The organism is Pedobacter sp. CG_S7 (assembly GCF_040544395.1).
Classification (GTDB): Bacteria; Bacteroidota; Bacteroidia; order Sphingobacteriales; family Sphingobacteriaceae; genus Pedobacter.
In genome coordinates, this window is the sequence record NZ_JBEONS010000051.1 from 1 (window position 1) to 13,472 (window position 13,472).

At 36.3% G+C, this 13,472-nt stretch carries 13 protein-coding genes; 1 reads left to right on the forward strand and 12 read right to left on the reverse strand.

All coding sequences use genetic code 11. The annotated features are described in order from the left end of the window. Positions 1-57: 57 nt before the first annotated feature. The 12 genes from AAKU52_RS16125 to AAKU52_RS16180 all read right to left on the reverse strand — a co-directional run bounded on the left by AAKU52_RS16125 (position 58) and on the right by AAKU52_RS16180 (position 12,301). Positions 58-1,587 (reverse strand): GH39 family glycosyl hydrolase, encoded by a 1,530-nt coding sequence (locus AAKU52_RS16125; protein ID WP_354335425.1) that lies wholly within the window; start codon positions 1,585-1,587, stop codon positions 58-60. Between the two features lie 59 nt (positions 1,588-1,646). Continuing rightward, positions 1,647-3,137, reverse strand: coding sequence for a glycoside hydrolase family 36 protein (locus tag AAKU52_RS16130; RefSeq protein ID WP_354335429.1), 1,491 nt, complete (start codon positions 3,135-3,137; stop codon positions 1,647-1,649). 1 nt (position 3,138) lies between these two features. Next, positions 3,139-3,387 carry a hypothetical protein gene (locus tag AAKU52_RS16135; RefSeq protein WP_354335431.1) on the reverse strand — a complete coding sequence of 83 codons (249 nt, stop codon included), beginning with the start codon at positions 3,385-3,387 and terminating at the stop codon, positions 3,139-3,141. A 16-nt stretch (positions 3,388-3,403) separates the two neighbouring features. Then, the gene (locus AAKU52_RS16140) at positions 3,404-4,243 is read right to left on the reverse strand and encodes an SDR family oxidoreductase (protein WP_354335433.1); all 840 of its coding nucleotides are present in this window, start codon (positions 4,241-4,243) and stop codon (positions 3,404-3,406) included. Positions 4,244-4,257: 14 nt separating this feature from the next. Then, positions 4,258-5,658, reverse strand: coding sequence for a glucuronate isomerase (gene uxaC, locus AAKU52_RS16145; protein ID WP_354335435.1), 1,401 nt, complete (start codon positions 5,656-5,658; stop codon positions 4,258-4,260). A 216-nt stretch (positions 5,659-5,874) separates the two neighbouring features. Beyond that, entirely contained in the window at positions 5,875-6,264 is a 390-nt protein-coding gene (locus tag AAKU52_RS16150; protein WP_354335437.1) for a (Fe-S)-binding protein, read from the reverse strand. A 140-nt stretch (positions 6,265-6,404) separates the two neighbouring features. Next, positions 6,405-6,935 carry a (Fe-S)-binding protein gene (locus tag AAKU52_RS16155; protein WP_354335439.1) on the reverse strand — a complete coding sequence of 177 codons (531 nt, stop codon included), beginning with the start codon at positions 6,933-6,935 and terminating at the stop codon, positions 6,405-6,407. Positions 6,936-7,031: 96 nt separating this feature from the next. Continuing rightward, the gene (locus tag AAKU52_RS16160; protein ID WP_354335441.1) at positions 7,032-8,411 is read right to left on the reverse strand and encodes an FAD-linked oxidase C-terminal domain-containing protein; all 1,380 of its coding nucleotides are present in this window, start codon (positions 8,409-8,411) and stop codon (positions 7,032-7,034) included. A gap of 34 nt (positions 8,412-8,445) precedes the next feature. After that, complete coding sequence (locus AAKU52_RS16165) at positions 8,446-8,793, reverse strand: FAD-binding oxidoreductase (RefSeq protein WP_354335443.1); 348 nt, start codon at positions 8,791-8,793, stop codon at positions 8,446-8,448. A 30-nt stretch (positions 8,794-8,823) separates the two neighbouring features. After that, positions 8,824-9,567, reverse strand: a complete 744-nt coding sequence (locus tag AAKU52_RS16170) for an RraA family protein (protein WP_354335445.1) — start codon at positions 9,565-9,567, stop codon at positions 8,824-8,826. A 23-nt stretch (positions 9,568-9,590) separates the two neighbouring features. After that, positions 9,591-10,565, reverse strand: coding sequence for a mannonate dehydratase (locus AAKU52_RS16175; protein WP_354335447.1), 975 nt, complete (start codon positions 10,563-10,565; stop codon positions 9,591-9,593). A 47-nt stretch (positions 10,566-10,612) separates the two neighbouring features. Beyond that, positions 10,613-12,301 (reverse strand): sodium:solute symporter family transporter, encoded by a 1,689-nt coding sequence (locus AAKU52_RS16180; RefSeq protein WP_354335450.1) that lies wholly within the window; start codon positions 12,299-12,301, stop codon positions 10,613-10,615. 622 nt (positions 12,302-12,923) lie between these two features. Between AAKU52_RS16180 and AAKU52_RS16185 the strand changes: the two genes are divergently transcribed. Beyond that, positions 12,924-13,166: a hypothetical protein gene (locus AAKU52_RS16185; protein WP_354335452.1), complete on the forward strand. Its 243-nt coding sequence runs from the start codon at positions 12,924-12,926 to the stop codon at positions 13,164-13,166. The last annotated feature ends 306 nt before the right edge of the window (positions 13,167-13,472 follow it).

A 13,472-nucleotide genomic window follows, 5' to 3' on the forward strand; every position in this document is an offset into this window, starting at 1 on the left:
GTTCTATTACCGACACCTGCAAGAAAAATGAGCAGGCCATCTTAAATGCTTTCTTGACTATTGCTTCATCATAGAGGTACCTGAGTAGTTACAATATTTGATCAGACTTTCATCTGTTATCAAAATGGGAGCATCATAAATAGGCACATTGTTAAAAATAATTTTCCCGTCCTTTTTGCTCCAGTTAGATTTTGGGATTTTATAAATATTGCCCGTAATAATATCAACATAAACAGGATTGTCTATATTGCCATTAAGCACCGTAAAATTTATTTTCCTGGTTTCGTTGGTATTAGTAGGGATAAAATCATCAACCCATATGGTAAATAACTGTTTTTTTGAAACCTTGTTTTCGTACCCATAAACAGCTACACTCCTATCTGTACCTACACTGTAGACCACCGATCCATTTTCAGGGATATCTTTTGTATTAAATGTAGGATGAAGATCTTTGAGCCGTTGAAGGGAGTTATCAAATACCGAAGCAACGTTTTGAACAGCATAATAGGCCATTTTTGGGCGAATTGCTTTTTTGGTTGAATCAGATTTTATCAAACCTTTAACATTCAACTTCGTAATTGGACCACCTGTATAAGCAATCTCTATAATAGTGAATACACTACTTTCTATATCATGGCCTAAATCACCCAACATCCTTCTGGTATTCCATTTAGCCTGCGATAGTTCCGACCAATCATAATCTCCTAAAGCTCCTCCTAAACGAGGCTCAGAGGGCGCACCATTCTCTCCCTGCCTTAATTTTACTTTTTTTGAATAGCGTTCAAGTGTGGCCCTAAGCATTTCTACTTTTCCATAATTAGCATCCGGGTTATAGGAATAATCATGATATGTCATGTTATCAAAAAGCTCCAGTTTACCTTTACGAGCTAAAATCTTAAAAAATGAATCAGCATAAGAAATGGAGATATGCCCCATTGCAAGTCCTGAAACGATGGCGTCTGGTTGAATTTTTTTTATAATATCAATAGTCCTTATATTTAAAGCTGCAGCTTTCTCAGGCGTATTTTCTATGTTATCACCAAAGTTTGGCTCGTTCCATACTTCCCAATCTTTCACTTTATCTTTGTAACGGGAAACCAATGCAAAAACCCAATTATCCCAGGCTAGCAAGGCTTCTTTAGAACGCGGTACCCCGGCGCCTAAATTCGCTCCGCCACCGTTTTCGTAATTATGATTGCCATATGAGGTTTGTACCCAAGGCTGCAGTCCTCTTTCTAATGCATCATTAATAATATGATCCATCCATGCCCAGTCATAAACACCTTTAACCTTTTCAGTTTTATCCCAGCCAGCCTGTAATCTAATCCGTTTAATTCCTAAAGGAACTATATATTGCTTATAGGAATCGTAATTAGCATAGTCCCGGTCTAAAGTTTCACAGCCCAACAACCAATTAGACGAAGATATTTCATTGGTAGACCTTGGTTTTATAGACCCCACCCTGTTTTTATCTGTATTTATCTCTTGGGAAAAACTTATGTTTGGAATAATTAAGATCAGCACAAATATACTTGCACTTAAGAGTGATGCCCAATATTTTTTTTTCTTAGATATTTTCTTTTCCATTTTACTTGTTGATAATAGAGGGTTATATTTAAAAATAACGATGATAGTCTTATATCCGATTAATAGATTTTAACAATGCCAGATCCAGGTACGTTTATCTTGAATAATCCATTAAAATTAATCTTTTCTTTCCGAATCAAATCTCCTGTACAATTATAAACCATAACCGTTCTAACACCATAATCAGTGCTTAAATCAAACACTAATTTATCCTGGTGTGTACCATTAATGATCAAGCTATTTTTAGCGAGATTTCTAGGATTTAGGATGGATTGCTGATAGGCTACTATTACTGTTTGGTTATCAAGTGAAGTCTCTGACCAGGTATAATGCGAATCGGGGCCATAATTCAAAGCGTTACCACGCGTAAGTACAAGGTTAAACTCCCGCCATTGCTTTAATAAAAATTTAAGCATTTTAAGCTGCGAGGCATTCATTTTCGTGAGATCAGTAGAAACCTGTGGAACAGAAAGCATGGTGTGCAGCAATTGAAGAGCTGAAGCTTGCACATTTTCATTTTCATTCCATGCAAGGGGATCAGCATGGATAACCTGATTGTTTAAATTACGAGCATCCAGGGTACGGGTACGATTTTCCATGATATCATTTGGACAATCTACCGCACGAAACATATTAGCATATTGTTGTAAAACCGGATTGGTGAAGAATTGCCTGAATTCGATCAACACATCCGGATTCAAAGCCTGGCAACCAGCATAAATATCGGCTAATAATTTTACAGTAGCTTCTTCTACATTATCATAATCACGGCCATTTCCCATAGCCAAATTTTTACTTGCATAGCGAGAATTCATGAGATCCATAAAATCTATCTTATATCCATCAATCCCACTCTCCTTCATCAAAGTAATCAGGCGTTCGGCCAAATATTTTCTAACTTCTGGAAACCTTGGGTCTGCTACCCATGCATTGGCCCAATCCGCCTTGTAAAGCATTTTATCTTTTAATTTTTCATAAATTTTAGATTTTTCGCCAATCATACTAGGGCCTACCCACAACATATAGTTCATGCCCATAGCCTGCACATTTTTAACATGGCCTTTAAAATCTTTAAACCTAACTGGATCTACTTCCCAATCTCCATTATAAAGACAATAGCCCGCTTTTGCATCTTGCGCTTTTTGCCAGCCATCGTCTACAATTATGGTTTCACACCCTAATTGTTTGGCCAATTTTGCTTGCTTTTCTACGTTAAAAGCATTTACTCCATCTGCTTTTAGCGCATACCATGTACAATAAAATGGCATGTGCGCTTTTTGTGGCACCTTTGCAAAGGTCAGTTTGTTCTCTGTTTTCCACCAGTTTAAAAGATCGCTTTGTGCTTTATTATAATGAATGTTTCTGCTATCGAACCTTATTTTAACCTTATATAAGTCCATTGCTTTATCCGCATATTCAAACAAACTAATCCTGATATCAAATCCAACTTCATTCTCCTCATTTTCACCGGCATTTAATGTAACTGGATAAATCAGTTCTGAGGCAGCAATTGTAAGACGGTTTTGACTATTATTATTAATAAAAGTCATACTAGGCTGGTCTAATAGGGCTGAAGTAAATTTTGATTTGGCTGCGAAACTTACAGGTATCAGCTTGCCTATCAGCCTTTATACTTATTTCGATTTCTGTTATCCCAGAGATGATGGAAGAAATCTTTACTTCTCTTTTAAAATTTTCATCTTTTCCCTCTATTGATACATTTAAATCCCCTATTTTATAAGATTGGCCCCAACTCAAAAAAGGGAATGCAATAAAAAATATGCTGAAGAAAATTTTCATATTAAATTTGGTTAATTTAAATACCTCCACAAGCAAGGAATCCCCCATCGACAGAAATTGTTATTCCTGTAACAAATCCAGAGGCTTCATCATCAAGCAGATAATTCATAGTTCCTATTAACTGAGGTGCTTTACCAAACTTCTTCATTGGAGAAAGCTTCATAATAGATGCTCCTCTTTCTGTAAAACCTTCTGGTGTGGTTAAAAGTTTCGTGCTCCTCTCATTCAGGAAAAACCCTGGGGCAATTGCATTTACGCGAATATTTGCTGGAGCAAGATAGGCTCCCAGCCATTGCGTAAAACTAACCATACCTGATTTTGCAAATGCATAAGCTGCCACCCTGGATAAAGCTCTATAACTACTCATAGATGCGATATTGATGATAGACCCTCCTCCATGAAATGCCATAGTTTTACCAAAAACAAAAGATGGAATTATAGAACCCATCGAATTCGTTTTGATGACTTCTAAAAAGCGGTCCATATCCAGGTTAAAGAAACCCCTGAAATCAGGATCTGTATTAGTAAGTTCTTTAGGATCGAATTCATTTATAGTTGTAATTGCCTCTGTTTGATTACCACCAGCTCCATTTATTAAAATATTAAATTTGCCTAACTGCTCTAAAATAATTTTTTGAGCCTGTTCTACAGAAGCCTGATCTGTTACATCGGTACTAATAGCCAGCGAAATGCCTCCGGCTGCCGCTATTTGCTCCTCTACTATTTTCAGTTTCTTAATATCTCTTCCCAATAAAGCTATTTTAATTCCTTTTGCTGCAAGGGCTCTTGCCATTTCAGAGCAAAGAGTGCCTCCAGCGCCAGTAACTATGGCTACTTGATGATTGTGATCTGTCATTTTTATTTCTGCTATTAATTTGCTGCGATGATTAAATGTTTTGCATTAGCATAGCATACTTTGGTTACTAAAGCTGCTAATATTTCAAAATTATCTGAGAGAAGGCCCTTCTCCACCCATTCCCCTAATAAATGGCATAATATCCTTCTAAAATAGTAGTGTCTGGATAAGGAAAGAAAACTTCTTGAGTCACTGGTCATTCCTATAAAGGTATCCAGTTGTCCAAAGCTGGAGATGGCGGTAATTTGTTTAACAATTCCATCATAATGATCATTAAACCACCATGCCGGACCAAACTGAATTTTCCCTGAAACACCTTCTTCCGTAAACGATCCCGTTAAAGTAGCTACTCTATCATTATCTGCGGCATTTAAAGTATATAAGATGGTAGAAGGCAAAGCCTGCTCACATTCCAGGTCATCTAAAAACTCACATAAACTTTGGATATTTAATGTATCTCCAATAGTTGCAAACCCCCCAAATTTAGAGGCTATTGCCTTTAATCTTGAACTGGTAACTCTTTGAGCACCAATATGAAGCTGCATTACCAATTTCCGTTTACCGTACTCAACGCCAAGAAATTTAAAAACATAAGATTTTAAAGCAGTTAATTCCCTTTCGTTTAAATATTCTTCATTTAATCGCTTCTTAAAAATAGCTATCGCCTCACTCCTGGACGGTAATTTGTAAGTAAAACTTGAATCCAAAGCATGATCTGATAAGGCGCAACCAGCATCCTGGAAATAATTAAGCCTTAATTTTATAGCCTCTTCATAATCAGAAAGATTATGAACGGTTGTTCCTGTTAGTTCTTCCAATCGCCCTAACCACTTTAGAAATCCTGGAGCTTGAAATGCAATAACCGAGTCACTTCTTAAAGAAGGGAATACACTTATACCATCTTCCTTTTTATCCGTAATGGCTTTATGGTTTTGAAGATCATCCAATAAATCATCGGAAGTACTTAAGATTTCTGTATTCCACTTTTTTAATATATCAATAACACCTAAACCCTGCTCACCAAGTTGCTTGTTACAAGCTTCCCATATAGCTAAGGGTTCATCTTCAAAAAGATTAATTTGTGACCCGAAAATATATTTGATTTCTATTTGAGACCAGTGATATAGCGGATTTCCTATAGTTTTAGGGAAAATTTTCATCCAGGCTAAAAACTTTTCATAGTCTGGAGCATTGCCTGTAATAAACTGCTCTTCTACACCATGTATCCTCATTAAGCGATGTTTATACTGGTCATCATAAATCCATAATTCAGTAATATTTCTAAATTTTTTATTTGATGCCATCGCCTCAGGGTTCAGATGATTATGATAATCCACTATGGGCAGTTTGCATGCCACCTGATGATATAGTTCTTTAGAAATCCTGCTTTTTAATAAAAAATCCTCATTTAACATTTTCACGAATTGAATTTAATTAGGTTAAACAAATGTATTTTATAATAGTAAGCATAGCTTTAATTCTGTTTGCAATGATTTGCACTGTATTTGCAAAGCGCAAAAAATTTATTCTTTAACTATACCGATTAAAATTGACGATTTTTTCATTAACCTAATCCAATTACGCATGCCATGTTCTTTTAAAACTCATTGGTATACCTTATTAGATCTAAATCAGTTAGCATTTAAGGCTTCCCACAAAATCTCCACAGGATGGTAAGCCCTTTTTCCAGTTCCATCTTTAATTTGATGCCTGCATGATGTACCTGAAGCCGCAATAATGGTGTGAAGTGGAGCAGTTTTCACGGCCGGAAATAAAATCAACTCGCCTATTTGTTGCGAAACATCATAATGTTCTTTTTCATATCCGAAAGAACCAGCCATACCACAGCATCCAGAAGGAATTAATGAAGTATGATAATTTTTGGGGATACTCAACATGGCTTGTAGGTATTCCTGTGATGACAAAGCTTTCTGATAACAATGTCCATGTATTTTGATATCTTTCTTTTTATCGGTAAATTTTGTACGGTCTATTCTTTGATGGTTGAATTCATTAACCAAAAACTCTTCAATGGTATATGTATTCTTTGCTAGTTTTAATGCTTTTGATTTGTTTTGAGCCTCGGCGAGATCTCTATATTCATCCCTAAAAGTAAGAATGGCAGAAGGTTCTATTCCTATAAGTGGAGTATTTTCTGTAATTAGTTCTGAAAGCAGGTTAATGTTTGTATTGGCAATCTCTTTGCTTTTCTTAACAAGCCTTTTGATAAATAAGTCCTACCACTTTCTAAATGTTTTGGAACAATAACTTCATACCCTAAAGCATTGAGTAACTTGATGGCTTTTTTACCAATTTCTACATCGTTATAATTGGTAAGCTCATCACAAAAAAAATAAACTTTTTTATCGCTTGTAATACTGTATTTACGTTGTTTAAACCACTTTAATAGAGTTATTGATCCAAGTGAAGGCATTATTCTTTCAGGATGAAAACCAATCAGCTTATTTAAAATTTTTCTAAAAACCGGTTTATTGAAAATGAAATTATAAACAGCCGGAAAAACAGAAGCCAGTTTCATTTGTCCACTAAAGCCAGCGATAAGCCTTACTCTAAAAGAAATGCCATTTTGATCATAATCCTGCTGTTGATATTCTGCTTTCATTTTAGCTACATCCACGCCAGAAGGACATTCGGTTTTACAACCTTTACAGCTGATATAAAGATCAAGCACTTCTTTAATTTCGGCATGGTTTAAAGGATGCGTATCATGCTCATTGCTTAAAAACTGCCTTAATACATTTGCCCTGGCTCTTGTGGTATCTTTCTCCTAGCGTGTAGCCATATAACTCGGGCACATTACGCCTCCTGAAATAGCACTTTTACGGCAATCACCAGATCCAGAGCACTTTTCTGCCATAGCCAAAAGACCCCCGGTTTCAGAAAAATCAAAAATGATTTTAAGTTGAGGTTGTTGCTGGTTAATTTTTACCCTAAGTTGAGTATCCATTTTTGGTGTAGCTGTAATTTTGCCGTGATTAAACACTCCTTGAGGATCAAAAATTGCTTTCACCTGCTCAAAAAGCCGGTAAGTTTCTATTCCCATTACTGCCGGAATAAATTCACCTCTAAGCCTTCCATCTCCGTGCTCACCTGATAATGAGCCTTTATATTTTTTCACTAATTCAACTGTTTCTGCTAATATTCTTCTGAATAGCATCAGACCTTCTTTTGATTTCAGATTTATCAGAGGTTCTACATGCAGTTCACCAGCACCTGCATGAGCATAATAAGATGCTTTTACCTGATGTTTTGCAATTAAGGTTTCTAAATCGTTAATATAGTCTGGCAAATCTTCCGGAGCAACGGCACAATCTTCAATTAAATTAACGGGTTGTGCATCTCCTTTGATGTTACGCAATAAGCCTAATCCAGCTTTTCTAATGTCCCAGGCAAATTTTGTATCCTGATTAATTAAAACCGGATAAGCGTATCCAATGCCGGCAGTTTGTAAATCCGCTTTCAACATCGTTGCTTGTTCTAAAACGTCATCCAGTGAATCAGCCATAAACTCTACCATTAAAATAGCTGCTGGATCATCAACAATAAAATACCTGTTCTTTTCATACTCAGGATGTCCAATAGTAAAATCACAGATATATTTGTCTACCAGTTCTGATGCTTTAGGTGCCCGTTTTAAAGCAAAGATATTTGCACGAAGTGCCTCATCTATAGATTTTGTATGAATACAAAGTAAGGCAACCTGTTTTGGAGGTAAATCTATCAAGTTTATTTTTGCCTCAGTTACAAAAGCCAGTGTACCCTCAGAACCCGCAATTAAACTGCATAAATTTAAAACTTTTCCATCAAGTTGAAAAGGTTGCATAGCTAAAATTGCATCCAATGCATATCCTGTATTCCTTCTTTTCACTGATGATTTAGGAAAATTACTTCTAATGATTTCCTGATTTTCCGAATCAGAAATCAGGGTCGTTAATTCTCCCTCAATCTTGTTCTTAAATGGATTTAAATTTTCCAGAGTGGTCGCGTCTTTAAAAACAGTTTCAGATCCGTCACTTAAAATCGCTTTCACTTCTTTTAAATGATCCCTAACATTACCCCAAACCATACTGTGTAAACCGCAGGAATTATTTCCTATCATGCCGCCAATCATGGCTCTGTTAGCAGTTGATGTCTCTGGTCCGAACATCAGGCCGTAAGGATAGAGAAACTTATTTAAATCATCACGTATTACTCCAGGCTTGTACCCTTACCCACTTTTCGGATTGATTTACTTCAATAATTTGATTAAAATATTTAGAGATGTCTACTACAATACCACTACCTACAACCTGCCCTGCCAGAGAAGTTCCTGCGGCCCTGGGAATTAATGTAAATTGATGTTGCCTGGCAAATTTAACAAGTGTTTTAATATCATCATCGTCCATTGGTAAAGCTACAGCTAAAGGCATTTCCTCGTAAACAGAAGCATCTGTAGCGTAAGACCTTAATTGCGCCTGGTGAGCAGTAGAATTATTATAAAATAGTTCTACTTTTAAGCGACCTGTAAGATCTTCAAAATTCAACTGCATATCATACCTGTTTAAGCTGATTAAGTTATATTAAAAGTATCCCCCCTTTTCAGTGATCTCATGAATGGTTTTACCTTCATGAACCCATCCGAATATTTTTTTCTCGTTTTCAATAATTTCTTCTGCTCTTAATAATACATCGTAAGCTATATCTCTTGGTACAACCAAAACACCATCAATGTCTCCCATGATCACATCATCGGGTTTAACAGTTACATCTGAAATTTGCAAAGTAGTTTGATAATGCGTGATCAAGCATCTTCCCAAACTACCATTTGAAATTCTGTATTTATAAAAAACCGGGAAATCTGCTTCTAAAATCTGGTGAGTATCCCGAATTCCGCCATCTATACAGGCTGCTTTTACTTTTTTACTTTTCGCAGTGGCTGTCATAACTCCTCCCCATAAAGTTGCTTTAGCATCATTAGTGGTATCCCAAATCACAAAGCTATCTTCATGCATCTCATCCAGCATTTGCGTACGAAATTCCATTTCACCTCTTACCATCGCATTGGGTGCACTTTTTACAGTAAAAGCAAAACCTGCAATAGTACGGTATTCACGTAAAGGGACAATATGACCTGGCAAAGCCTGATTGAGTAAGCAAAATTCACGTAATACATCATTTATTGCCCCGGTATACATTTTCTCAAAACGACTCAACAATTCTTTGTCTGGTATAGGAAAGATTGCTATTGATTTCCCTTCACGGGATTCAATTAATCTATCCAGCTTCATCATCCCTACTTCTTTTTTATATTGATCTACACTCATGATTTATGTATTTTATTTTCTGATTAAATTGATGGAATATTTAATGCATCCATGATGCCTTTCATATAGCCTATACCAAATAAATTGCCTTTCATCTCATAACCATGCTGGTTATTAGATTCACCTGCCATGCTGGGTACATGGTCTGAACGTATTGGGCCGTCAAAACCTGCATCACGGTAGCTCCGATACAGATCTACCATATCTGTAGGGCCGTTATCATGAAAGGTCTCCCTGAAATTATCAGCTGTACCTGTTACATCTCTGATATGTACAAAAAATATTTTTCCTTTATTTCCAAATTCATGGATCAGGTTTTTTACATCTTCACCCATCGTTGTATAGGTTCCCTGGCAAAAAGTTAAGCCATGTGAAGGGCTATCTGAAAGACTTAGTGCCTTACGAGTTGCCTCTGCGCTGATAAATATTCGCCCAATACCCTGCAAAACAGGAACAGGGGGATCATCCGGATGCATAGCCAGCTTTACCCCGGCCTTTTCTGCGGCAGGTAGTACCTGTGAAAGGAAATAAGCATAATTTTCCCATACTTTTTCGGCACTAACTTCACCATATATTGTTAAAGGCAGTTTTTCCGCATCCTGCATATTAAAACCTGAAACCAAAGCTCCTGCTCTTTCTTTTATGTTCTTTGCAGTTCTGAACCACCCTGTTGCCATAAAATTATAACATAGTAATTTAATACCGAGCTTGCCCATATTTTCCAGCATCCTGATATATTTCAATATATCTTCATCCCTTCCTTCCACCCCAAGCTTAATACGATTCATTTCAAATTGATCACCTTCAAAACCAATCAGCTCGAAACCTTCCTTTTCGTAAATATTTTTTGATCTTTTAAGTGATTCAAAATCCCAGGGTGGCAAATCTCCTGTAAGTTCGGGAGCTAATTTAGCAATGGCATATTTCATTCCCATTTGCCTGGCCAATTGCCATTTTTCATCTGGCTTATTACCAAAGAAAAGGAAGCTTAATTTCATATTGATTTAATTGATTAAATAATGGAAGGACAAAAAGCCTAACCAAATCATAGCTCTGATACACATAGCTCTGATACAACTGTTGATTTTTTTCGGCTGTTTAGAAACCACATGATTACTGCAAGTACTAAACAAATGATGCCTGCTATAAATGAAGATGTTCCACTGATCTCATCTAAAGAGGGCATACTCATCACCATAAATAATAAACCTACCACCAACAAGGCTATAGCGTACAATCTGTTCATAGAACGCTGAAAACCCCAATTTTCTATAGGTTTTTCATCTTCTCTTAAAGGAGTTTTTATCCTTTTAAAGAAAGCAGTAACCCGGCTATTATATGCTGCATCTTTGCTGATTTTAATACCTGAGACCAGGAATATAGAAACGCAAATAATAATTTCTATTAATGTACCTTCTTCCCAACTCACGGCATTACTAGCGTTTAAAATTAAACCGGTAATAATTCCCGCAACCACAGTTGCCAAAGCCCCCCATGGACTTGGACGTTTTAATATCACTCCTAATATTAAAGGAATGGTCATAGGTATGGCAAATAACCCTGTAAATAATTTATTTGCTTCAAAAGCACCTCCATAACCACCGACGTATAAAGCACCAACTGTTATTAAGGCACCTAAAAACAAAGTCATTAATCTACCAACCCAAAGCAATTCCTTATCTGATGCATTGGATTTAAATACTCTCTGATATATATCTTTCGTTAAAACTCCTGCAGTTACATTGTATTCTCCACTCAATACGCTCATGGTTGCGGCAAACATGGCTGCAACCATTAAACCCATAATCCCTTCTGGCAAGAGTTTTAAGCAGATACTTACATAAGCCATTTCTGGATTTGCCAGATCAGGAATGATTTGTCTTGCTGCTATGGAAGGAAAAAGAAAAATAAATGGAAAAATGAAGAAGAAAGCCGCACTTAATAAAGCTTGTTTTTTACCTGCTTTCTCATCCCTCACGCTATAAAAACGTTGAATAAAGGTCCAGTTTCCACTGTATTTTATTAATATCATTAAATAATAGACCATGATATAAAGCGGCATTCCTTTAGGCCCTTTAAACCAATTAAACTGTTCTGGTATAGTATTGATGATATTAGAAATCCCTCCACCAGCTTCAATAGTAAGTGGTAACAATATTAAAGTTGCCACAATTAAAATTACAAATTGAACTACATCGGTAATCACTACAGCCCATAAACCTCCTGCAATGGTATATAATGCTACAATAATTCCACATGATAGAATGGATGCTTCAAGGCTAAGGCCTGTGGCTGCATTTACAAACAGAGCCAGCGCATAAAGCCTCACCATGTTATCCAAAATCTTAAACCCTACTCCAGACCAGGAAAAAACTTGCCTTACTACTGGACTAAATCTGGTTTCCAAATATTCCATGGGCGTAATTATTCCGGCTCTTCGCCATTTTTTAGCAAAAACCGCAGCACCTACCAGTGCTGGGACCACTGTACTCCAGATTAAAGTAATGGCCACCATCCCGTCGGTATATGCTATACCTGCATAAGCAACAAATATAAAAGTGCTGAACTTGGTCATGAAGTTACTTATCGCTCCTGAGATCCAGGGAATAGAATTGCCGCCTTTAAAGTAATCGCCAATATTTTTAACAAATTTCCCAAGGAATAAACCTATACCAGCCATTAAAAGCATGTAAATAATGATGGCTACATAATCAAGTTGTTTTAAGCTTTCCATGTATTTTAAATATATTTGGTTTTAGTTTATTTAGACAGCTCTAAATAAACATGATTTTTTAATATAACATTAAATACAAATATAGGGTAGCTAAATAAGCATGCTTTTATCTGTATTTGCACTTGATAGCATTATTTTTGCTTAAATGACCTCCACTTTGAACTTATTTGCCTTATTCTAATAGAAATCTTATAAATATGAACGTGTGATTAGTCACAAACTGGCCATTCGGTCTATTTTCAGGGCTTAAATTATGAGAAAGAATTTGAAACAGCAGTTCTACCCACACAGATTTTTATCCGAAAATCATTCATCCCTATAGCCCAAAAAACCTTTTCTTAACCAAGAAAATGTACATGATGCATTCTGTAGTATTTGTTAGTTTTATACTCTAAGATTTAATATAGAGTCATTTTTAGCTTTGTAAGCTAGCCCAACAATACATTTGATATTGAATTTTAGCATACATCCCCATTCCCTGCTCTTTAACTAACACCGTCAATTCTAATTCGCTTCCATGTTGATCAATTATGTTATTTCAATTTTCGAATATTTTAATACATCTTGTGCGAAAAAAAACATTATGATGGATTTTTTACTGGGAGAAACATCCCGTGACGGATTGTCGATCTACCGAATGCACCACCTGTATGCAGTACTACTAGAAGCCCTAGCTGACCGTCAGTATTGTACTCCGAATGAACTTTTCCCGCGTATCTCTCCTTATATCAACCATGAGATAAAATGGAATGCTACTAGTCAGGATATAGGTGAAGCAGCTAAATACCTGATTTTTATTGGCATGCTTGAGGCAAATAACGAATCTGCTTTACGAATTACAGACATTGGATTAGTCTCATTATAGGAGTGCAGGTTTCAACAACTGGCAGCTACCGCGTTCTTCAATTTTAGAGGCATGAAAAACAACCAAACGATAATAATTTTTACATTATTTTCTGTTGTTATTGCCCTCATTGCACTAGTTATTTCTGTATACAGTAGATGATTATTATGGCTTGTCTATAAGATTATAGTTTCTCACGACCTTACTAAAAAGAATAATACCGATGAACTTGAGTAACTACTCAGGTACCTCTATGATGAAGCAATAGTCAAGAAAGCATTTAAGATGGCCTGCTCATTTTTCTTGCAGGTGTCGGTAATAGAACGC